The organism is Klebsiella sp. 141162 (genome assembly GCF_050600755.1).
GTDB classification, from domain to species: domain Bacteria; phylum Pseudomonadota; class Gammaproteobacteria; order Enterobacterales; family Enterobacteriaceae; genus Klebsiella; species Klebsiella aerogenes.
Genome location: NZ_JAQIRI010000001.1, coordinates 1,034,923 through 1,055,999 on the forward strand (window position 1 = coordinate 1,034,923; position 21,077 = coordinate 1,055,999).

The window sequence follows — 21,077 nt, forward strand, 5'->3', positions numbered from 1 at the left end:
AATAATGAACATATGGCGTGAGGGTAGAGCTGACGCGGTCTGAGGCGAGTTATCCACAAACTATGCGATCTGATACTGACCCGTTTTGTGGATAACCTAAAATGTTTCGGGATACTTAATTCACTCTGCGTTATAAGTTTGCGCCATACATCACGATAATCAATGTCTTCACTCGGTACCCTAATATAAGAATACTTAAATAGGGGAATAACATACCAATGAAAAAGAGCATTGCACTGACGATGGTGGCGCTGGCGTGTCTGTCGGCTAACGTTCTGGCGGCTGAGAAACTTGCGGGTAATGAAATACTTGCAGTACAAAAAGGCGGGGTGCCAGATAAAGTCTATACCCAAAATCAGCCGAAATTGCGCATAGCAACCTATAATATCGGCAAGAATGAAGCTTCTGATAATGTGGCCGATTTTACGGCACTTAATTCAGCGATTAAAAAAATTAACGCCGATATTATTGCCGTCCCGGAAGTCGATAACAAAACTCAGCGCAGCCAGAAAATCGATCAGCTTAAGACGATTGCCGATGCCAACAACATGCATTATGCCTTTGGTAAAGCGTTAGATTTCGATGGCGGAGAGTACGGTCTGGGGCTGCTGTCAAAATACAAAATCCTGCATTCGCAGGTGGTGAAGCTGCCATCAGGCAATGCGGAACAGCGTGTGGCGCTGCTGGCGCAGGTCGACGTACCTGGCTTTGATTCCGCGCCGATTATCATGGTGACTCATCTTGACTGGCAAAAAGACCCCACCATGCGTACCGAGCAGGCTCGCTATCTGCTCGATTTGAGTATTGGCGATGCGGCGTCTGATTTTAAAGATATCGCCTCCTCAATTAAGATCCTGGCCGGCGATTTTAATTCAACCCGTGAAGAACAGCCGGTGAAAGAGATCGGTTATTTCTTTAACGAAGTGTCGAAGCAGGGGACGGATACGCGTAGCTGGCCTGCCGTTAACCCGGCCATTGATATCGACCACATTTTCACCTTCAAAGGGCAAAAGTGGGATGTGAAGAAGCTGGAGATCCCGCATAATTCGCCGGAATTTAACTGGTCAGCGGCCAGCGACCATCTGCCGGTCATTGCAGAACTGCAGCTCACCGAGCAGTAACATTGCCCTGGGCTCTTTGCAAAAGAGCCCTATGATCTTCAATTCGCGCCAACGCTGTTGTTTAATCCTCGGTAAAGGTTAATGAAAATTTAAGGGAAGGCGGTTATGTTAACAACATCACACTTCCATTAAGGTTTGTTCATGCGCGATAAATATTCTGGCCTGCAGATAGGAATACACTGGCTGGTCTTTTTACTGGTTATCGTCGCCTATGCGGCGATGGAACTGCGCGGCTTCTTTCCGCGCAGCGACCGCCCGGTGATAAACATGATCCACGTCTCCTGTGGTATTTCCATTTTTGTCCTGATGATCGCACGCCTGCTGGTGCGCCTGAAGTCTCCGGCGCCGCCGATTGTTCCTAAACCCTCGCCGATGATGACCGGTTTCGCCCATCTTGGCCATCTGGTGATCTATCTGCTGTTTATCGCGCTACCGGCGATTGGCATGGTAATGATGTATTACCGCGGTAACCCGTGGTTTGCTTTCGGCCTGACAATGCCCTTTGCGGCGCAGAGCAACTTCGCTTTGGTGGACAGCCTTAAGGGGCTGCACGGCTTACTTGCCAATATCGGCTATTTCGTGATTGGCCTGCACGCGCTGGCGGCGCTGCTGCATCACTATTTATGGAAAGATAATACGCTGCTGCGCATGATGCCGCGCAAGCGCTGAGTTCCCCGCTTATCACGACTGAACCCGCCGGCCGGCGGGTTTTTTGTTTCCGTCACTCGCCAATAAATGATTCGTGAAATGTTACTTATGCTGCAAATTTGTATCAATTATGTAAATAAAAATGTCTAAACGAAACGAAAGGTTCTATAAGAATCTCAGTGCGGTGGATTGAATCCAGCCGGGAGGTCGTCGAAACGATACCCTGGCACGTTCAGCGGTATCCGCAGCGTCATTGGCTAAAACGCCTGCATTTTCAATACCGATGAGCAAAAGGAAACCCTGACATGACCGATAATATACCGGCCACTTCTCCGCCTGTCGCCGACGCCGGTGGCGCTGAACGCCTGAGCCCGCACGAGCAGGTGGTGATCAATAAATTGTTCCGCCGCTTGATCCCTTTTCTGTTTCTGCTTTTTATCTTTTCGTTTCTTGACCGTATCAATATTGGCTTTGCCGGGCTCACGATGAGCCAGGATTTGGGGCTGAGTAGCACCATGTTCGGCCTCGCGACGACGTTGTTCTACGCGATGTATGTCATCTTTGGTATTCCCAGTAACATCATGCTGGGGATCGTTGGCGCCCGTCGCTGGATTGCCAGCATTATGGTGGTTTGGGGGATTGCATCGACAGCGACCATGTTTGCGACCGGGCCGAATAGCCTGTATCTGCTGCGCATGCTGGTGGGGATTGCCGAAGCCGGTTTTCTTCCGGGGCTTCTGCTCTACTTAACCTACTGGTTTCCGGCCTACTACCGGGCGCGCGCCAATGCGTTGTTTATGATTGCTATGCCGGTGACGATGGCGCTGGGCTCGCTGGTCTCCGGCTATATTCTCAGTATGGATGGTATGCTGGCGCTTAAAGGCTGGCAGTGGTTGTTCCTGCTGGAAGGATTCCCATCGGTGCTGTTGGGGGCGGTGGTCTGGTTCTATCTCGATGATAGCCCGAAAAAGGCCAAATGGCTGAGCGATGAAGACAAATGTTGCCTTAACGAGATGATGGAAAAGGACAAACTACGACTAGTGCAACCGAACGGTAGCGCCAGTCTCAGCGCGCTGCAGCAGGGGAAAGGCAGCCTCTGGCGCGACGTCTTCACCCCGGTGGTGTTGATGTATACGCTGGCCTATTTCTTTCTCTGTAATACTTTAAGCGCGCTTAGCGTCTGGACGCCTCTCATTCTCAAAAGCTTTAACCAGGGCAGCAGCAATATCGCCATTGGCCTGCTCAGCGCCGTACCGCATATCTGTACCATTATGGCGATGATCTGGTGGAGCAAACGTTCTGATCGCTTACAGGAACGTAAGCTGCACACGTTATTGCCCTACCTGTTTGCCGCCGCGGGCTGGATGCTGGCGGCGCACGGTTCAAATAGCATCATGCAACTGTTGGGGGTGATTATGGCCTCGGCGGGGGCCTATGCGGCGATGGTGATTTTCTGGACCACGCCGGATCAATCCATCAGCCTGCGCTCGCGAGCGATCGGCATTGCGGTGATTAACGCGACGGGTAATATGGGATCGGCCATGAGTCCGTTATTATTCGGTTGGCTGAAGGATTTAACCGGTAGCTTCAACGCCGGATTTTACCTCGTTGCCGGGTTCCTGGTTTTGGGGGCGCTGGTGGTATCGCGCATCCCGATGAAGGCCAGCCGTCCACGAGCGACGCCATAAAAAACAGGAGTAGTGATGAGAGTGAGACGCGCGGTACCCGATGAAGCCCCTGCGTTGTGGAATATCCGTAATCAGGCGATTCGCCATGGCTGTCGTCAAAGCTATGGCGCTGAAGTGATTCACGCCTGGACGCCGGAACAGATGCCCGAAGGGTATCGTCACGCCGTTGCCGATAATCCGTTTTATATCGTGGAAAATACGCAGGGCCAACCCGTCGCTACAGGCTATCTCGATATTGAGTCCTTAAGCGTGGAAGCGATCTTTACGCTTCCTGAGTGGGGCGGGCAGGGATGCGCGGATTTGATCATGGGGGCGGTTATTGCCGAAGCCCGCCGACGGGGGCTCGAAACCATTACGCTTGAGGCGACCCCCAATGCGGCGGGCTTTTATCTACGCCATGGCTTTGTTTCTCAAGGTGAAAAATACCATTATTCAAAAATGGCCAACGCCGAGTTACGCTGTATAGCTATGACCCTCACGCTCGATTAACGGTAATCCTGCGCCGCTATGCTATGGTTGTTAGCGGCGTTTCAATTTGCCACTTTAGTCAAATAAATATAGTATACCCCCCTATATGATATGGAGGGCATCTCGTGCCACATTCACCAGAAGACAAGAAGCGTGCGCTTAGCCGCGTACGCCGTATTCGCGGACAGGTTGAGGCGCTGGAACGCGCGCTGGAGTCCGGCGAACCCTGCATGACTATCCTGCAACAGATTGCCTCCATTCGCGGCGCCGCCAACGGTTTGATGGGGGAGCTGGTAGAGATGCATCTGCAGGATGAACTGGTTAGCGGCGATACCACCCCGGACCAACGCGCCGCTCGTATGGCGGAAGTTGGTCACCTGCTACGATCCTATTTAAAATAAAATCACGACGAGGAATGGACAGTATGAAATCACGTGCAGCAGTTGCCTTTGGCCCCGGCCAGCCGTTAAAAATCGTGGAGATTGACGTCGCGCCGCCAAAGAAAGGCGAAGTCCTGGTCAAAATCACCCACACCGGCGTTTGCCACACCGATGCTTTTACTCTCTCTGGCGACGATCCGGAAGGCGTGTTCCCGGCGGTGTTGGGCCATGAAGGCGGCGGTATCGTCGTTGAAGTCGGCGAGGGCGTGACCAGCCTGAAGCCAGGCGATCACGTTATTCCGCTGTATACCGCCGAGTGCGGCGAATGTAAATTCTGCAAGTCTGGCAAAACTAACCTCTGCCAGGCGGTCCGCGCCACCCAGGGGAAAGGTCTGATGCCGGATGGCACCACGCGATTCTCCTATAACGGCGAGCCGATTTATCACTATATGGGCACCAGCACCTTCAGCGAATACACCGTCTGCGCCGAGATTTCTCTGGCAAAAGTAAACCCGCAGGCGCCGCTGGAAAAAGTATGTCTGTTGGGCTGCGGCGTCACCACCGGTATCGGCGCGGTACATAACACGGCGAAGGTGAAAGAGGGCGACAGCGTCGCGGTGTTCGGGCTGGGCGGTATTGGCCTGGCGGTGATTCAGGGAGCGGTGCAGGCGAAGGCCGGACGCATTCTGGCGGTCGACACTAATCCGGATAAATTTACCCTCGCCAAAGAGATGGGCGCCACCGACTTTATCAACCCGAACGACTACGATAAACCGATTCAGGACGTGATTGTCGAGTTAACCGATGGCGGCGTTGATTTCAGTTTTGAATGTATCGGTAACGTCAACGTCATGCGCGCGGCACTGGAGTGCTGTCATAAAGGTTGGGGTGAGAGCGTTATCATTGGCGTTGCCGGAGCGGGTCAGGAAATTAAAACTCGTCCGTTCCAGTTGGTCACCGGCCGGGTATGGCGTGGTTCCGCCTTCGGCGGCGTGAAAGGGCGTAGCCAGCTGCCGGGGATGGTTGAAGACGCGATGGCGGGTAAGATTCGCCTCGATCCGTTTATCACCCACCGGTTACCGCTCGACCAGATCAACGAAGCCTTCGATCTGATGCATGAAGGTAAATCGATTCGTACGGTTATTCACTTCGGTGATAACTAAGTATCACCGATAGCGAAACCCGGGCCATTTATCGCCCGGGTTGACTTCTGGCTGTGTTAATACTTGCGCCAGTGCTCATAGCCCGATTGCCAACGTCGTTGCTCTCGCCGTTCTCTTTCGCGTTGAATATCTGACTTTTGATCCTCCCAGACTGGACAATCCGGGCCGCTTGCCACTTCGCAGGGGGCAGAGATATCGTTTAGCGGATTGACCTTTTTTTCTTCCCACAGCGTCGGGTCGCGTAAATCCACTTCTGGCGCTTTCAGCGCCTGGGCTGAGGTGGTTGCGGCTAATAAGAGTACGCCGATCGGCAGGTGATGGAAGGCTCCTTTCATCTTTTATCCTTGTTATGTTGTTATTGATAACTGTTCGCAATAATAACATAACGCAATAAAACATTCTAAAATCGCAGCCTGTCGAAGAAACTTATAGTGCTGACTCAGGGATCATATTGATCTTAAATTCTCCCGGCATGGTTGATATCGCTTCTACGGTTAAACCGTTTTTATCGGTTCTGCCCTTAAAGACTCTACCGTCTGGTGTGGTGATTTGGTAAGGGAGATAGGGCAGCGGCATACCCGTACGCGGATTCTTCAACACAAAGTCGTGGCGATAAAGCTGTGGTGGTTCCTCGTTGGCGCATCCCGTTAGTAACGCAGCCAAAAGCAGCGCGCTTGAGCCTTTCATCAAAGCCATAATGGCTTCCTCCCTGTTTATCCTGCCTGATAAATGAGGTTCCATAGTAACAAAAGCCTGAAGATCGGCGCCTAAATGGAATCTGAAACCGTGGGAGATAAAGAAAGGCCCCTGAACGGGGCCCTGGTTTTATTTTTGATCGGGTAAAGCGTAAGCGATGATGTAATCGCCGCGATCGGGAGACTGACGCGCGCCGCCGGCGTTGATAATGATGTACTGCTTACCGGTTTTCGGTGAAACGTAGGTCATCGGGCCGGATTGGCTGCCCACCGGCAGGCGAGATTTCCAAATCTCTTTGCCGTTGGCGGTATCAAAGGCGCGCAGATAGAAATCCTGGGTGCCGGCGAAGAACAGCAGGCCAGACTGGGTAGAAAGCGAAGCTCCCAGCGTTGGCATGCCGATAGGGATCGGCATATGCATGCGGATACCCAACGGACCGGTATCTTCTACCGTACCTACCGGAACCTGCCAGACCAGCTTACCGCTTTTCAGATCGACCGCCGACATGGTGCCGAACGGCGGCTTCTGGCAGGGGATACCTAACGGCGACAGGAAACGCTCACGCATTGCGCCATACGGCGTACCTTCCATCGGTACGATACCCATTTCGATACCGCTGGCATCTTTGGCCACTTTCGCTCGCGGCACCATGTAGTTAGCCAGTCCAAGACGCATGTCGTTGACGAACATCAGGCCGTTATTCGGATCAACCGACACGCTGCCCCAGTTCATCCCGCCAAGCGAGCCCGGATATTGCAAGGAGCGGTCCTCACCCGGTGGAGTAAAGACCCCCTGATGGCGCATCTCTTTGAACTGAATACGGCACAGCAGCAGGTCAACCGGGGTGGCGCCCCACATATCCGATTCTTTCAACGTTTCGTTGCCGATCATCGGCATGCCGACGGAGTACGGTTGCGTCGGCGAGTAGCGTTCACCTTTAACGTTACCAGCCGGGACCGGACGCTCTTCCACTTTAGCGACCGGTTCGCCCGTCGCGCGGTTAAGCATAAAGATCATGCCCTGCTTGCTGGTTTGCACCAGTACCGGCGTCGTACCGCCTTTACCGTCCGGCAGATCGTACAGCAGCGGTTGCGAAGGCAGATCGAAATCCCACAGATCGTGATGGGTAGTCTGGAAATGCCAGCGTACTTTACCGGTGGTCGCATCGACCGCAACGATAGAGGAACTGTATTTATCATCCAGCGCCGTACGTTCGCCGCCGAAGAAGTCTGGCGTGGCGTTTCCGGTTGGCAGATAAATAAGATTCAGTTTGGCATCATAGGACATCGCGGACCAGACATTCGGCGTCCCGCGCGTGTAGGTCTGTCCTTCCGGCGGCACGCCGGTCAGTTGTGGATTGCCCGGATCCCAGGCCCAGGCCAGTTTACCGGTATGCACGTCAAAAGCGCGAACCACGCCCGGCGGTTCACCGGTGGAGTAGTTATCCGCTATACGACCACCAACGACAACAAGGTTACCGGCAACCAGCGGGGTAGAGGTCTGCTGATAATAACCGGGTTTGATTTCCCCCATGCCGACGCTGAGATCGACGGTACCGTGTTCACCAAATGCTTCACAGGCTTTACCGGTATCGGCATCGATTGCGATCAGACGCGCATCGGTAGTTGGCAGGAACAGGCGGCGGGCGCAGGCGGCAGGCTGGGTCCCGGCAACGGCATTAGCCTGTGCCTGGCTATCTTCGTAGTAGCCTAAACCGCGGCAACGTTGCCAGTTCGGCGCCGTCGCTTTTGAGTCGTAGCGCCATTTCTCTTTGCCGCTATCGACATCCAGCGCCAGGACTTTGCTATATGGCGTACAAACATAGAGAGTATCGCCAATCTGCAGCGGCGTATTCTGGTCTTCCGCGCCGGAACCGTTACTCTGCGGAATATCGCCGGTATGGGCAATCCAGGCAACCTGTAGCTGGTTGATATTGTTTTTATTGATCTGATCCAACGCGGCGAAGCGGTCGCCGTGAGTGGTATTACCCCAGTGCTCCCAGTTTTTTTGTTCTTCACCCGGTTGTACCGGTTTTACCGGCACGGGCTCGCTGGCGCTGACCAGCGGCTGGGATTTGAACATCCAGCCAAAGCTGACCAGCAGTACCACGGCCAGCACGCCCGCGAGGGTGAAGGCCGCGCCTTTTTTGACCGGTGCGCTGGAAAGGAAAGGCCAAACAATGGCGCACAGAAAAGCCAGAACGCCAAGCGCGAACAGGCGTGAGAACAGCGGCCAGTAGGTCCAGCCGGCGTCGCTGATAGCCCAAACAATGGAAGCTGCGAAGGCGATGGCATAAAGAATGATGCCGCCGCGACGATTGCGGAAAATAAGCAGGGAGGCGATAACCATCACCAGTCCCATAATGGCGAAATACCAGGTGCCGCCGACGCTTGCCAGTTTGGCGCCTAAAATGCCGATTGCCAGACCGATGATTAACATCAGTCCGGCGAGTAGCCACTGCAGGATCCGGGGGAATCCGCGCGGCACGTTGCCCGTAGCCATGTTGTCTCCTTATACCACCCCTTGCCAGGCGTGTACCAAATGAATCAAGTGCAAATGGAAATTGCTTTTGAGTGAAGCTCCACAAAGCTTCATAAAGGTGATTTCAAAAGATGAATTCATTTCACATGAACCAAATGGTGAAATCATGGCTATGATAAATCTGTTAATGAAATGAGCGCAAATGTTAATGAATGATTTCGCACTAATTGATTAGCGCGATGTATATATTAAGTGGCAGAAGAATGAACGTAGCGGTGCCGTTACCTCAATGTGCTGATTCGGGGTAACGGCCACTGAGAGTCAGCCAGGCATGGATTTGCGTATCGCGCTCAGTAGAGTTTGCGCCCCCTGCGAAAGGCTGGCGTCCACCCGGGTAAGAATACCGATCGGCTCGCCGGCGCCTTCGGTGGCGATAGGTAATGAGGTTAACAAACCGCGACGCAGGTCGTCTTTCACCGCGCCGGAAGGGACGAACCAGACATAGTCATAATCGACGGTGAGCTGGCGTGAAAGCGAGGCCGACAGCGTTTCAATACAGCCGGGGGGAATTTTACAGCCCTGGCTTTGCAGCAGCGTTTCCGCATTCTGCCGCGGAATGGTCCCTTTTGGTGAGACCACCACCGGCCATTCCATCACCCGGCTGAGTGTTACCGTCTCCTGCAGCAGCGGGTGGCCGGGGCGGACGACCAGTTTTAGCGATTCAAGAAACAGCAGTTCATAGTTGAGGCCGCTCATCAGTTCCGGATCGGACATGCGCCCAATACCAATATCGACATCGCCGGATTTCAGCCCCGCCAGCAGCATGGTGTTATTCATGGTGGCGACCTGTAAGGTGATGTCTTTTTGCTGTTTGTGAAATTGACCAATCACCGTAGGCAAAATACCGAGCGCTGCGGTTGGCAGGGCGCCAATCCTAACCACATCGCTATTCATGCCTTCTTTACGATTGAGAGCCTGGCCTGCGGTATTGAGAGCATCCAGCACCTTGACCGCATGGGTTAGAAACTGTTCGCCAACCAGCGTCAACTGCGCGCCAAGCCGCCCGCGCTCAAAAAGCCGGGTACCGGTCAACTGCTCAAGTTCGTTGAGGGTTTTTGATAGCGCAGGTTGGCTAAGATTCAGGGTTTCTGCCGCCCGCCCCAGGGTTCCCTGTTGTGCGACGGCGACGAAAGTATGTAAATGGCGCAAGCGAATGCGCTGACTGAAGAGACCATTTTTTTCCATAATCGATGTTAAAAACAGAGCTGTCTCGGTAGCAAGCGAAGTTGTTTAATTTTGATAACTAGTTAGCAAAATATTATTAACATTTGATCTTATTGTCTTACAAGTCATTTCTACCAGAGGTGATAAAAAGCCCCGCACTCGGCGGGGCAGGGAAAAGGGAGTAATTTGGGGGGAAATTAAATATCGAAGAACACGGTCTCTTTATCGCCCTGTAAATAAATATCAAAGCGGTACACGACTTCATCTCCACGCACTTCACGTTGCGCGATAAGCGTCTGGCGGCGAACTTCCCATTCAATCAGATTCAGTACCGGATCCTGTTCATTTGCCGCCTGTTCATCAGCGAAATACATCCGCGTATTCAGGCCGATGTTAATACCCCGCGCCACTACCCACAGATTGAGGTGCGGCGCCATAAGGCGTCCGTCACGGCCGACGACCGCGCCGGGTTTGATGGTTTGAAAACGCCAGACGCCGGATGCAAAGTCAGAACAAGTACGGCCCCAGCCGCGGAAGTTCGGGTCCAGAGCCTTGTTCTGCTGGCGGTCGTCGGGATGGTTATAACGCCCGTCGGCGTTAGCCTGCCAGAGTTCCAGCAGCACGTCGCGTACCGGGGTTCCGGAACCATCGAAAACCCGCCCTTCAATCGTAATGCGTTGGCCTTTGGTTTCCGCGCTCACTAAGTTGGGGCCAAAGTTTTTTTCAAAAATATGAAATCCTGCAGCGTCCGGCGCCAGACCAATATGCACATAGGGCCCGGCAGTCTGCGAGGCGGTTTCAGCTAAATAGTCTTTCATTGGGCGGCCCCCTGGGTACGATTTTCGAACAGCGTGGCGCGGTGGCCGCGCAGCACAAGGTCAAAACGATAGGCCAGACTGTCGAGCGGCACGGCGGCATGGGTATCCAGCTCGGCAATCAGGGTACGCACGGCATCATCGTTATTGATGGTTCTGACAATCGGACACTGTTTGATAAGCGGATCGCCTTCAAAGTACATTTGCGTAATCAGCCGTTGCGCCCAGGCATCGCCTGAGAGCGAAAAGTGAATATGCGCCGGTCGCCAGTCGCTAACCTGATTACGCCACGGGTAGGGGCCGGGTTTGATCGTGCGAAAGCAGTAATAACCATTTTCATCGGTCAGAACCCGTCCGCAGCCGCCGAAGTTGGGGTCAATCGGCGCCAGATACTGGTCTTTCTTATGACGGTAACGGCCGCCGGCATTGGCCTGCCACACTTCGACCAGCGTATTTTTCATTGGCCGGCCAAAGCCGTCGCGCACGTAACCGTGGACGATAATTCGTTCGCCAATCGGCAGGCCGTCTTTGGCGTAGTTGAGAATGAGATCGTTATCCAGCGGGCCAAGGTCGTCGCTGCTGAACACCGGGCCGGTAATCTCAGAAAGTGAATTTTGCAGGGAGATGAGCGCATTGCGCGGCGAGCGTAGCACGCTGGTTTTGTATCCCGGCGCCAGCGCCGGCGGATGGCTATTGTAATCGCGATGTACGACCTCGCGCGGTGACCATTTATTATTCATAGGGTACTCCATCAAACGGAAGAGAGGCATGTTGTTGTAATTTCGCCAGAAACAGTCTCTGTAAATGTTTTGTTAATTTAAAGTGAAATTAAATCTAATTTTTCATAACCCACGGTTATGATTTGTACAGGCGAAACGCGGTAGCAGGTTATCCGCATCACAGTTTGTAAATTCTTCCCGCCACTCTTAACGCGCTTTCCTACACTCCAGGAAGTATTCACTGGAGGTAAGACATCATGGCGAACACCATCACGGCTGATGAGATTCGGGAAAACTTTTCACAGGCTATGTCGGCAATGTACCAGCAGGAAGTTCCGCAGTATGGAACCCTCCTGGAGTTGGTGGCGGATGTGAATCTGGCGGTCCTGGAACACAACCCGAAATTACATGAACAATTGGCTAATGCCGACGAACTGGCACGGCTGAACGTTGAGCGCCACGGCGCGATCCGCGTGGGAACGGCGGAAGAACTGGCGACCCTGCGTCGCATGTTTGCCATTATGGGGATGTATCCCGTTAGCTATTACGATCTGTCGCAGGCTGGGGTACCCGTGCATTCTACCGCCTTTCGCCCGGTCGATGACGCGGCGCTGGCGCGTAACCCGTTTCGTATTTTCACCTCGTTGCTGCGCCTTGAACTGATCGGCAACGAGGCGCTGCGCCAGCGAGCGGCGGATATTCTCGCCCGTCGCGATATCTTTACGCCGCGCTGCCGTGAGCTGATTGCGTTACACGAAGATAGGGGTGAATTCACGGCTGCAGAAGCGCGCGAATTCGTCAACGAAGCGTTGGAGACTTTCCGTTGGCACCGTCATGCCACCGTCGACGAGCAAACCTATCACGCGCTGCATAATGAGCACCGGTTGATTGCCGATGTGGTCTGTTTCCCCGGTTGCCACATTAACCATCTGACGCCGCGCACTCTCGATATCGATCGGGTTCAGGCGTTGATGCCGCAGTGCGGTATCGAACCGAAAGCGCTCATTGAGGGACCGCCGCGCCGCGAGGTGCCGATTTTACTGCGGCAAACCAGTTTTAAAGCGCTGGAAGAGCCGGTGATGTTCGCCGGCGAACATAAAGGTACGCACAGCGCGCGCTTTGGCGAAATTGAACAACGCGGCGTCGCGTTGACGCCGAAAGGACGAGCGCTGTATGACCGCTTACTGAATGAGGCCGGGGTCGGTAAAGACAATCTTAACCACCAGCGCCATTTGCAGGAGGTCTTTAGCCAGTTTCCTGACAGCGAATTTTTGCTGCGTCAGCAGGGGCTGGCGTGGTTCCGCTATCGCCTGACGCCTGCGGGTGAAGCGCATCGCCATGCTTTTGGCCCCGGCGACGATCCGCAACCGCTGATCGAGCGCGGTTGGGTAGTCGCGCAGCCGATTGTTTATGAAGATTTTTTACCGGTGAGCGCCGCGGGGATTTTCCAATCAAATCTTGGCAACGAAACGCAGGCCCGCAGCCACGGTAACGCCAGCCGTGACGCTTTTGAAGCGGCGTTAGGCTGTGAGGTCCTCGATGAGTTCGAACTATATCAACAGGCGGAGGAACGGAGTAAACGCCGTTGCGGTCTGCTCTAAAATCGGTACTCTGCATGGCATAACTTGCAAAAGGACGTTGTTATGCAGAATTCATCTATACCGCTAGTAAAAACGCGGCAGGGCACGCTATCCGGCACTAATGAACAGGGGATCCATATCTGGCGCGGTATTCCCTACGCGCAGCCGCCGGTAGGCGAGCTGCGTTGGCGTTCGCCGCAGCCTCCAGAGCGCTGGCAGGGCGTGCGTCAGGCCGATACCTTTGCCGCCGCCAGCTGGCAGGATATCGAATATTGTCGTGAACTGGGCGGCGGCGATCCTGGCCGTTTTTCCGAAGACTGTCTGTATCTCAACGTGTGGGCGCCCGCTGCCCGCTCGCAGCCGCTCCCGGTGATGGTCTGGCTGCACGGCGGCGGCTACACCATCGGCGCCGGCAGCCTGCCTCCCTACGACGGTAGCGCGTTGGCCAGCCGCGAGGTGGTGGTGGTCACCGTCAATTATCGTCTTGGGCATCTCGGCTTTTTCGCTCATCCGGCCCTGGAAGGCGAAGAGGGCGAGCGGTTGTATAATTTTGCGCTGCTCGATCAGATAGCCGCGCTGCGCTGGGTGCAGGATAATATCCACGCCTTCGGCGGCGACGCCGCCAATATCACCTTGTTCGGCGAATCCGCGGGGGCGCGCAGCGTCCTGTCGTTAATGGCGTCGCCGAAAGCGAAAGGATTGTTCCATAAAGCCATCGTGCAAAGCGGTTATACCTTACCGGATTTACCACGGGAAAAGGCGCTGGCGAAGGGAAAGCTGCTGGCGGAACATTTTTCTCTTGCCGATGCCAGCGCGGAACAGCTGCGGGCAATCCCCGCCGATGCCTTTTGGGCGCTGACGGCGCCGCTGAATATCGGCCCGGCGCCGATTGTCGGCGATGCGGTGCTGCCGGAGCCTATGCTCGACACGTTCTTTAAGGGCCGTCAGCATGCGATGCCGGTGATGATTGGCTCCAATAGCGATGAGGCCAGCGTGATGGCGGTATTTGGCGTCGATATTGCCGGCCAAATTCAAAAACTGCGTCGCGAACGCCGTTTTGGCCTTGGGCTTATCAAACTGCTGTATCCTGGCGTCAAAGGGGATGAAGCGTTAGGCAGAGAAGTGTGCCGCGATATGGCGTTCACCACCCTGGGTTACGTGGTGATGCAGGCGCAGCAGCGTGTTGGGCAACCGTGCTGGCGCTACTGGTTTGATTATGTTGCGCAAGCGGAACATGAAACTTATCTCCACGGCGCGTGGCATGGCAACGAAGTGGTTTACGTTTTCGACAATCTGACCCGCGCCGAACCGGTGTGTCAGTACGCCAGTGAGGCGGACCGAGCCTTCGCCGCGCAGGTCGCCGACTACTGGGCCAATTTTGCCAGGCTGGCAGGCAATCAGTGTAGTGAGTTAACCGGCCCGGTGCGCTGGCCCGCCTGCCTGCGCGGACGGGACCGTTTATTGCGTATCGGCCTCAACAAGCGCGCGGGCTTTAAAGTCGAGAACCGCTTTATGCGCGCGCGGCTGGCGCTGTTTCGCCGGGTGATGAAGCATCATGTGACGCTGGATTAACCAGCGCGGCGCGAAAGCGCGCCAGGCCGTCGGCTTTGCTTTGCGAGCGGCGAACGACCAGCCGGTAGCTGGCGCCGGTTTTGACGCTGAGCGAGAAGGGGCGACATAGTCGCCCGGTACGAAGATCCTCGGCGATTAGCGTCTCGTCCGCCATGGCTACGCCGAGCCCCTGCATCGCGGCGGTGATGGCGAGGTCCATGGTGTCGAAATATTGGTTTTTATGCATTTTTAACGTTGGTTCATGCGGATAGTGCGCCAGCCACAGCAGCCAGTCGGTTTTATCGCGCGTCGGATGTAAAAATGTGATGGCGGAGAGCTGCGTATCGCACGGCGTATCGGGACTGGCCACCGGCGTGAGGGCTTCTTCAAACAGCAGATCGCCGGCGCTCTGATGGGTGCCAAAGATAATCGCCGCATCGTAGGGTTCAGTCTTAAAGTTAACGTTATGCTCGGTGGTGGTGGTCAACGCCACCTGCAGTTCCGGATAACGTCGTTCTATCTCCAGCAGTTTCGGCACCAGCCAGCGGATCGCGCAGGTAGGCGCTTTCAGGCGCACGACAGTTTGCTGCTGGCGCGCCTGCTCGGCTACCGTTAACAGGCGGCCAAATGCCGACTGCAGCTCCGGATAAAGCGCGCTGCCCTGCGGAGATAGCCGCAGCCCGCGGGCGTGGCGTTCAAATAGCGGGAAGCCAAACCAGCTCTCCAGCGCGGCAATCTGCCGGCTGACCGCCCCCTGCGTCAGGCACAGCTCCTGCGCGGCATGGGTTAAGTTGAGATGCCTCGCGGTTATCAGAAACGTTTCTACGGTATGAAAAGGCAGGGCGCTACGCGACATGTTGGCTCCAGCTATGCATTTTGATCATAGGCAGTATGCCACGCATCGTTGCGAAATTGGGACGATGCGTTCCGTTTTTGCCATCTAATCGTCATCCTGTGCTTACACTATTATTAGTCTCGTTGATACAACGTCTCTCACCGATTAGTTGATGTGTATAAAAGGAGCCATCATGTCTAAACCTTACGTTCGTCTGGATAAAAATGATGCGGCAGTATTACTGGTTGACCACCAGACCGGGCTGCTGTCACTGGTTCGTGATATCGAGCCGGATAAATTCAAGAACAATGTCCTGGCCCTCAGCGATCTGGCTAAATACTTTAAACTACCGACTATTCTGACCACCAGTTTTGAGAATGGCCCTAATGGTCCGCTGGTGCCGGAACTGAAAGAACAGTTCCCTGACGCCCCTTATATCGCTCGTCCCGGCAATATTAACGCCTGGGATAACGAAGATTTCGTTAACGCGGTAAAAGCCACCGGTAAGAAACAGCTGATTATTGCCGGTGTCGTCACTGAAGTCTGCGTGGCCTTCCCGGCGCTGTCGGCGATTGAAGAGGGATTCGACGTCTTTGTGGTGACCGATGCGTCCGGTACTTTTAACCCGATCACCCGTGATGCCGCGTGGGATCGTATGTCGCAGGCGGGCGTGCAGTTAATGTCGTGGTTTGGCGTGGCCTGTGAGTTGCACCGCGACTGGCGCAATGATATCGAAGGATTGGGAACCCTGTTCTCCAACCACATTCCGGATTACCGTAACCTGATGACCAGCTTTAACCTGCTGAGCAAGAAATAAGCAGCTGGCGGCCAGTTTTCAGGCCTGGCCGCCGCTTCAATCAGACGGGATTATTCACTCATCGAGGCGACAGGGCGCGACTTTGCACGTTGATTTTTCAATAGCCGCGTCGCCAGTACGCCCGACATCATCGACCCATTCACATTCAGCGCGGTACGCGCCATATCGACAATTGGCTCAATGGCGATAAAAATGCCGACCAGCGCCACCGGGAAGTTGAGCGTAGACAGGACAATCAACGCCGCAAATGTCCCGCCGCCGCCGACGCCTGCGACGCCAATTGAGCCCAGAGCGATAGCCGGAAGTAAGCTTGCTAAAAACGAGAACGACAGTGGGTCGATACCCAGCGTTGGCGCGATCATGGCCACCATGATGGCCGGATAGATCCCGGCGCAGCCGTTTTGCCCCATACTGGAACCAAAGGAGGCGGCAATGTTGGCGATGGTATTCGGCACGCCGAATTTTTCCTGTGCGGTAATCGCTAATGGAATCGAAGCCGCGCTGCTGCGGGAAACAAAGGCGAAGGTAAGCACCGGCCACACCGTTTTAAAGTAGCGCAGAGGATTTTGACCGCTAATAGTCAGCAGAATCGCATGCACGATAAACATCATGGCGACTGCCAGATAACAGGCGGCGATAAAGCCTAGCAGGCTGGTGAATTGCGCTAGCTGATAGGTTGAAAAGACTTTTGCCATCAGTGCGAGGACACCGTATGGCGTCAGCGCTATGACGATACGCACCATCTTCATCACCCAAATTTGAATCGCGTTAATCCCGCTACTTAATTTTTGACCTTCCTCCGGCGCCTCTTTTTTCACCTTTAATAACGCCACGCCGGCCAGCAAGGTAAAGATGACGATGCCGATAACCGATACGCTGCGCGCGCCGGTCAGGTCGAGAAAAATATTTGTCGGGATCAGCGAAGTGACCAGTTGGGGTAGCGAAACGGCTGCGGTTTTGCTGACGTCTTCGGCGGTCAGCGTCGATTGCATATGGCTGAATGCGCTGGCGTCGAGACCGATCAGGTTAGCGGTAAACAGGCCGACCCAACCCGCAATCATTACCAGGCACAGCATGCAGGCAACAATGGTTAGGGACATTCGGCCAATACCGGCGCTATTTTCGAGTTTGTTAATCGCTGACAAAATTGAAATAAAAATCAGCGGTACGGCGACAAGTTTCAGCAAATTAACATAGCCGTTGCCGACGATACTGTACCAGTCAATGACCGTTTTACGTTGTTCGTTGGCAATGAAATGGAGTGATAATCCGAGAAGGGCGCCGAGAAAGATTGCGATAAAAACGCTTTTTGATAACGAGTTGCTTTTTTGGTCGAGTTTAAAAAGTCCCCATGATGCGATTAAAAATAACGCGATATACGCTGACGTAATAAACATATGATTTGCCTCTTGCCCCATTCAGCACCTGAAATGCCGGAAAGAGATATATTCTAAATTTCTCTAAGGCGGTCAGTAGCCTTAGAACCGCTGGGGATTATAAAGAATTGAATAGCATAAGGCATACTAAAATTGTGGTTTATAGCCTGAGTGTTAGCCCTGTCATGTTTTAAAGCGTCCTGAGAGCCATGATCGGAATGCATAGCTCTTATGATAACAATTCGCTTGTCGCCTGAAGGCGCTTTGGTTTGAATGGATATGCAAATAAAACGAGAAAGGATTAATCATGGCTCTTAGTGCTTCGGTCACCACTCGCTCGAAATTGCCGGATGTCGGCACCACGATTTTTACCGTTATCGGCCAGCTTTCAGCGCAGCATAATGCGATTAATCTCTCTCAGGGCGCGCCTAATTTTGCCTGCGACCCACAGCTGGTGGCCGGCGTGACGCAGGCGATGAACGCCGGACATAACCAATACGCGCCAATGACCGGTCTGCGGGCTTTAAAAGAGCGTATCGCTGACAAAATCGCTACGTTATATGGCACGCAATATGATGTCGATAACGAAGTGTTGGTTACCGCCAGCGCCAGCCAGGGGATCTATTCCGCCATTGGCGGGCTGGTACATGCTGGCGACGAGGTGATTTACTTTGAGCCTTCGTTTGATAGCTATGCCCCGATAGTGCGTCTGCAAGGCGCGACGCCGGTGGCGATTAAGCTCACCGTGCCGGATTTTTCGATTAACTGGGACGAGGTGCGTGCCGCGATTACCCCGCGGACGCGGATGATCATCATTAATACGCCGCATAATCCAAGCGGCCAGGTATTATCCGCCAACGACCTTAATCAACTGGCGATGCTGATCCGCAATACCGATATCGTGGTTTTGTCCGACGAAGTCTACGAGCACGTAGTCTTCGACGGCGAAAAGCATCACGGCATGGCGACCCATCCGCAGCTGGCGGAACGCAGCGTGATTATCTCTTCCTTCGGTAAGACTTACCACGTGACCGGCTGGCGCGTTGGCTACTGCGTGGCGCCGGCGGCGCTGATGGATGAGATCTGCAAGGTACATCAGTTTCTGATGTTTTCTGCCGATACACCGATGCAGTACGCTTTCGCAGAGCATATGCAGAATCCGGCTTCATGGCTGTCGCTGGCCGCTTTTTATCAGCAAAAGCGTGATTTGCTCCAGCAACTGCTGCAAGACTCGCCGTTCCGTTTATTGCCGAGCGCCGGCTCTTTCTTCATGCTGGCGGACTATCGCCATTTCAGCGATGAGCATGACAGTGAGATGGTTAAGCGGCTGATTACCGAATACGGCGTCGCCACGATTCCGCTATCGGCATTTTATACCGATGGCACTGATAACAAACTGATTCGGCTCTCTTTTGCCAAAGATGAAGCCACATTGCGGGCCGGCGCCCAGGCGCTGTGCCGCGTTAAGCCGCGTTAAGGAGCCAGATGATGAAAATAAAAGCCCTAACTCTTGCTTTGGGAATGCTGTGTACCGTTTCAAGCTTTGCCGCCAGCGAGTTACGCTACGGCGTGGAGGCGGAATATCCGCCGTTCGAAAGCCGCAATCCGGCAGGGGAGTTGCAGGGTTTTGATATTGACCTCGGCAACGCGATTTGTCAGGCCGCGCAGTTGAAGTGCAGTTGGGTAGAAACTTCCTTTGATGCGCTAATTCCGGGGCTGGTAGCGAAGAAATTCGACGCGATTAATTCGGCGATGAACATTACCGAACAGCGGCGCAAGAGTATTGATTTCACCCAGCCGATCTACCGTATTCCTTCACAGCTGGTGGGCAAGGCCGACAGCGGTATGCAGGCGACGCCGGAAGGGCTGAAGGGCAAAACCATCGGCGTGCTACAGGGCTCGATTCAGGAGACCTTTGCCAAGGAGCACTGGGAAAAACACGGCGTCACGGTGGTTTCCTACAAAGACCAGAACATGGCGTGGGCCGATCTGCTTAACGGCCGTATCGACGCCTCGCTGGTGATGTCTGCCGCCGGCCAGGCCGGATTCCTCAGTAAGCCGCAGGGTAAAGGATTCGGCTTTATCGGTAAGCCGGTGGCTGATGATACGATTCTGGGTAGCGGTATTGGCTACGGCTTGCGCAAGGGCGATGAGGCAACTAAAAAACAGCTCGACGCCGCAATTGATAAAGTGCGCGCCGACGGCACTATCACCCGTCTGGCGGCAAAGTACTTCCCCGGTATCGACGTTAGTGTGAAATAATCTTTATTTGCGGCTCTTTGCTGCGCAAAGAGCCGCCCGCATTACATCAGTACCACCGGTTTGATGACTTTACCGGAAGCTGAATCTGCGAAAGCCTGATTAATCTCTTCGAGCGGATAGAACTCGATAAGCTTATCAATGGGGAATTTCCCTTGTTTATAAAACTGTACCAGCTGCGGAATAAATAGCTGCGGTACGGCGTCGCCTTCAATGACTCCAATCAATGATTTACCTTCCGCCATCAGATCGTTTTGCACATTAAAGGTGATATCGCCGGTAAAGCCGACGACCGCCACCGTGCCTAACGGCTTAATCGCGTGGATCGCCTGCAGGACGATGGCGGCGACGCCGGTCGTTTCGATGGCGTAGTGCGCCCCTTTGCCGGTCAGTTGGCGAATGACCGCAACGCTATCTTCCTGTTTGCCATCGATCACGTGGGTTGCGCCGAGTTCACGTGTCAGCTCAAGGCGATTGGCATGAATATCGACGGCGATGATTTGGCTACAGCCGGTAAGCTTTGCGGCCATAATGGCGCTTAAACCAACCGCGCCGCAGCCGAATACCACCAGCGACTCCCCGGCAACCGGTTTAAGTCGATTCAACACCGTCCCGCTGCCGGTTTGAATTCCGCAACCCAGCGGACCAAGAAGCGAAAGTTCGACTTCACGGTCGACAACAATAGCATTCGTCGCTTTGGTGACCACATACTGACTAAACGAAGATTGGCCAAAGAAAACGGATAATTCTTGATCATCAAGACGATATGGGGTGGAGCCATCGTCTAAGCGTCCACCAAAGTTTAAGTCATTGAAACTTTCGCACGCGGAAGGATGGTTGGTGAGGCAGTTTTCGCAGCGATGGCAGGCGGCGTAGCTCAGTACTACATGATCGCCAATTTCGACCCCACGAACGGCATCACCGACGTTAACCACGATACCTGCGCCTTCGTGGCCCAGAATGGCCGGCATCGGCAGGATCCCGGCGTTATCGCGGATCACCGCGTCGGTATGACAGACGCCGGTAGCGACAATTTTTACCATCACTTCGTCTTTTTTAGGGGCGCTAACCTGAATATTTTTAATGCTGAATGGCTGTTGATAACCCAACGTCACGGCGGCTTTTACTTTCATTAGATACTCCTGACATTTTTCCCTGGAGAATAGAGATTACACCTGGTGTGATGAAAATTTATCCTGTTCGTGCTGAAAATAAACAAAACGCGGGTAAAAATGGGTAGGTATCGGATCAGTGTG

20 protein-coding genes are annotated in these 21,077 nt (G+C 54.1%); 11 read left to right on the top strand and 9 right to left on the bottom strand.

Annotated elements, in window-relative coordinates:
* Positions 1 to 218 precede the first annotated feature (218 nt).
* The 6 genes from PGR23_RS04825 to PGR23_RS04850 all read left to right on the top strand — a co-directional run bounded on the left by PGR23_RS04825 (position 219) and on the right by PGR23_RS04850 (position 5,468).
* Positions 219 to 1,121 carry an endonuclease/exonuclease/phosphatase family protein gene (locus PGR23_RS04825; RefSeq protein WP_052766971.1) on the top strand — a complete coding sequence of 301 codons (903 nt, stop codon included), beginning with the start codon at positions 219 to 221 and terminating at the stop codon, positions 1,119 to 1,121.
* Between the two features lie 141 nt (positions 1,122 to 1,262).
* Positions 1,263 to 1,790 (top strand): cytochrome b561, encoded by a 528-nt coding sequence (gene cybB, locus PGR23_RS04830; protein WP_213797143.1) that lies wholly within the window; start codon positions 1,263 to 1,265, stop codon positions 1,788 to 1,790.
* Positions 1,791 to 2,074: 284 nt separating this feature from the next.
* Positions 2,075 to 3,457 (top strand): 4-hydroxyphenylacetate permease, encoded by a 1,383-nt coding sequence (gene hpaX, locus PGR23_RS04835; RefSeq protein ID WP_396279638.1) that lies wholly within the window; start codon positions 2,075 to 2,077, stop codon positions 3,455 to 3,457.
* Between the two features lie 15 nt (positions 3,458 to 3,472).
* On the top strand, positions 3,473 to 3,946 hold the full coding sequence (locus tag PGR23_RS04840; protein ID WP_047048821.1) for a GNAT family N-acetyltransferase: 474 nt from the start codon (positions 3,473 to 3,475) through the stop codon (positions 3,944 to 3,946).
* Positions 3,947 to 4,050: 104 nt separating this feature from the next.
* Entirely contained in the window at positions 4,051 to 4,326 is a 276-nt protein-coding gene (locus tag PGR23_RS04845; protein ID WP_015705585.1) for a metal/formaldehyde-sensitive transcriptional repressor, read from the top strand.
* Between the two features lie 23 nt (positions 4,327 to 4,349).
* On the top strand, positions 4,350 to 5,468 hold the full coding sequence (locus PGR23_RS04850) for an S-(hydroxymethyl)glutathione dehydrogenase/class III alcohol dehydrogenase (RefSeq protein WP_045393936.1): 1,119 nt from the start codon (positions 4,350 to 4,352) through the stop codon (positions 5,466 to 5,468).
* A gap of 56 nt (positions 5,469 to 5,524) precedes the next feature.
* Here the strand turns inward: PGR23_RS04850 and PGR23_RS04855 are convergent, their stop codons facing one another.
* From PGR23_RS04855 to pcaH, 6 genes are all read right to left on the bottom strand, one after another.
* Positions 5,525 to 5,803 (bottom strand): hypothetical protein, encoded by a 279-nt coding sequence (locus PGR23_RS04855; protein ID WP_396279639.1) that lies wholly within the window; start codon positions 5,801 to 5,803, stop codon positions 5,525 to 5,527.
* Between the two features lie 91 nt (positions 5,804 to 5,894).
* Positions 5,895 to 6,164, bottom strand: coding sequence for a hypothetical protein (locus PGR23_RS04860; RefSeq protein ID WP_047048814.1), 270 nt, complete (start codon positions 6,162 to 6,164; stop codon positions 5,895 to 5,897).
* 129 nt (positions 6,165 to 6,293) lie between these two features.
* Positions 6,294 to 8,666, bottom strand: coding sequence for a glucose/quinate/shikimate family membrane-bound PQQ-dependent dehydrogenase (locus tag PGR23_RS04865; RefSeq protein WP_396279640.1), 2,373 nt, complete (start codon positions 8,664 to 8,666; stop codon positions 6,294 to 6,296).
* A 300-nt stretch (positions 8,667 to 8,966) separates the two neighbouring features.
* Complete coding sequence (locus PGR23_RS04870; protein ID WP_015366376.1) at positions 8,967 to 9,890, bottom strand: LysR substrate-binding domain-containing protein; 924 nt, start codon at positions 9,888 to 9,890, stop codon at positions 8,967 to 8,969.
* 176 nt (positions 9,891 to 10,066) lie between these two features.
* Positions 10,067 to 10,687 (bottom strand): protocatechuate 3,4-dioxygenase subunit alpha, encoded by a 621-nt coding sequence (pcaG, locus tag PGR23_RS04875; protein WP_213797146.1) that lies wholly within the window; start codon positions 10,685 to 10,687, stop codon positions 10,067 to 10,069.
* Positions 10,684 to 11,424, bottom strand: a complete 741-nt coding sequence (gene pcaH, locus PGR23_RS04880; RefSeq protein ID WP_020078656.1) for a protocatechuate 3,4-dioxygenase subunit beta — start codon at positions 11,422 to 11,424, stop codon at positions 10,684 to 10,686. Before pcaH ends, pcaG begins: the two co-directional genes overlap by 4 nt.
* A gap of 236 nt (positions 11,425 to 11,660) precedes the next feature.
* On the opposite strand from pcaH, the gene hglS reads away from it, so the two are divergent.
* Both hglS and PGR23_RS04890 read left to right on the top strand, forming a co-directional pair.
* A complete protein-coding gene (gene hglS / locus PGR23_RS04885) occupies positions 11,661 to 13,004 on the top strand; it encodes a 2-oxoadipate dioxygenase/decarboxylase HglS (RefSeq protein WP_045393952.1) in 1,344 nt (447 codons plus the stop codon).
* A 42-nt stretch (positions 13,005 to 13,046) separates the two neighbouring features.
* Positions 13,047 to 14,555, top strand: coding sequence for a carboxylesterase/lipase family protein (locus PGR23_RS04890; RefSeq protein WP_396279641.1), 1,509 nt, complete (start codon positions 13,047 to 13,049; stop codon positions 14,553 to 14,555).
* Here the strand turns inward: PGR23_RS04890 and PGR23_RS04895 are convergent.
* Positions 14,494 to 15,390, bottom strand: a complete 897-nt coding sequence (locus tag PGR23_RS04895; RefSeq protein WP_047048805.1) for a LysR family transcriptional regulator — start codon at positions 15,388 to 15,390, stop codon at positions 14,494 to 14,496. The two genes, PGR23_RS04890 and PGR23_RS04895, sit on opposite strands and share 62 nt — an antisense overlap.
* A gap of 172 nt (positions 15,391 to 15,562) precedes the next feature.
* On the opposite strand from PGR23_RS04895, the gene ycaC reads away from it, so the two are divergent.
* Entirely contained in the window at positions 15,563 to 16,186 is a 624-nt protein-coding gene (gene ycaC, locus PGR23_RS04900; protein WP_015366381.1) for an isochorismate family cysteine hydrolase YcaC, read from the top strand.
* Positions 16,187 to 16,236: 50 nt separating this feature from the next.
* On the opposite strand, the gene PGR23_RS04905 is transcribed toward ycaC, so the two are convergent.
* Positions 16,237 to 17,583, bottom strand: coding sequence for an L-cystine transporter (locus PGR23_RS04905; protein WP_045393963.1), 1,347 nt, complete (start codon positions 17,581 to 17,583; stop codon positions 16,237 to 16,239).
* Between the two features lie 286 nt (positions 17,584 to 17,869).
* On the opposite strand from PGR23_RS04905, the gene PGR23_RS04910 reads away from it, so the two are divergent.
* The gene (locus tag PGR23_RS04910) at positions 17,870 to 19,039 is read left to right on the top strand and encodes a pyridoxal phosphate-dependent aminotransferase (RefSeq protein WP_063416046.1); all 1,170 of its coding nucleotides are present in this window, start codon (positions 17,870 to 17,872) and stop codon (positions 19,037 to 19,039) included.
* A gap of 11 nt (positions 19,040 to 19,050) precedes the next feature.
* Complete coding sequence (locus tag PGR23_RS04915; RefSeq protein WP_015366384.1) at positions 19,051 to 19,824, top strand: ABC transporter substrate-binding protein; 774 nt, start codon at positions 19,051 to 19,053, stop codon at positions 19,822 to 19,824.
* 41 nt (positions 19,825 to 19,865) lie between these two features.
* Here PGR23_RS04915 and PGR23_RS04920 read toward each other — a convergent pair whose 3' ends face one another.
* Positions 19,866 to 20,954, bottom strand: coding sequence for an NAD(P)-dependent alcohol dehydrogenase (locus PGR23_RS04920; RefSeq protein ID WP_396279642.1), 1,089 nt, complete (start codon positions 20,952 to 20,954; stop codon positions 19,866 to 19,868).
* Positions 20,955 to 21,077: the final 123 nt, after the last annotated feature.

Coding starts and splice junctions, on each gene's coding strand:
- ycaC (WP_015366381.1), top strand. CDS start 15,563: ATGTCTAAACCTTACGTTCGTCTGGATAAAAATGATGCGGCAGTATTA.
- pcaH (WP_020078656.1), bottom strand. CDS start 11,424: ATGAATAATAAATGGTCACCGCGCGAGGTCGTACATCGCGATTACAAT.
- hglS (WP_045393952.1), top strand. CDS start 11,661: ATGGCGAACACCATCACGGCTGATGAGATTCGGGAAAACTTTTCACAG.
- PGR23_RS04890 (WP_396279641.1), top strand. CDS start 13,047: ATGCAGAATTCATCTATACCGCTAGTAAAAACGCGGCAGGGCACGCTA.
- PGR23_RS04840 (WP_047048821.1), top strand. CDS start 3,473: ATGAGAGTGAGACGCGCGGTACCCGATGAAGCCCCTGCGTTGTGGAAT.
- PGR23_RS04870 (WP_015366376.1), bottom strand. CDS start 9,890: ATGGAAAAAAATGGTCTCTTCAGTCAGCGCATTCGCTTGCGCCATTTA.
- PGR23_RS04905 (WP_045393963.1), bottom strand. CDS start 17,583: ATGTTTATTACGTCAGCGTATATCGCGTTATTTTTAATCGCATCATGG.
- PGR23_RS04825 (WP_052766971.1), top strand. CDS start 219: ATGAAAAAGAGCATTGCACTGACGATGGTGGCGCTGGCGTGTCTGTCG.
- pcaG (WP_213797146.1), bottom strand. CDS start 10,687: ATGAAAGACTATTTAGCTGAAACCGCCTCGCAGACTGCCGGGCCCTAT.
- PGR23_RS04895 (WP_047048805.1), bottom strand. CDS start 15,390: ATGTCGCGTAGCGCCCTGCCTTTTCATACCGTAGAAACGTTTCTGATA.
- PGR23_RS04915 (WP_015366384.1), top strand. CDS start 19,051: ATGAAAATAAAAGCCCTAACTCTTGCTTTGGGAATGCTGTGTACCGTT.
- PGR23_RS04855 (WP_396279639.1), bottom strand. CDS start 5,803: ATGAAAGGAGCCTTCCATCACCTGCCGATCGGCGTACTCTTATTAGCC.
- hpaX (WP_396279638.1), top strand. CDS start 2,075: ATGACCGATAATATACCGGCCACTTCTCCGCCTGTCGCCGACGCCGGT.
- PGR23_RS04850 (WP_045393936.1), top strand. CDS start 4,350: ATGAAATCACGTGCAGCAGTTGCCTTTGGCCCCGGCCAGCCGTTAAAA.
- PGR23_RS04860 (WP_047048814.1), bottom strand. CDS start 6,164: ATGGCTTTGATGAAAGGCTCAAGCGCGCTGCTTTTGGCTGCGTTACTA.
- PGR23_RS04910 (WP_063416046.1), top strand. CDS start 17,870: ATGGCTCTTAGTGCTTCGGTCACCACTCGCTCGAAATTGCCGGATGTC.
- PGR23_RS04865 (WP_396279640.1), bottom strand. CDS start 8,666: ATGGCTACGGGCAACGTGCCGCGCGGATTCCCCCGGATCCTGCAGTGG.
- cybB (WP_213797143.1), top strand. CDS start 1,263: ATGCGCGATAAATATTCTGGCCTGCAGATAGGAATACACTGGCTGGTC.
- PGR23_RS04920 (WP_396279642.1), bottom strand. CDS start 20,954: ATGAAAGTAAAAGCCGCCGTGACGTTGGGTTATCAACAGCCATTCAGC.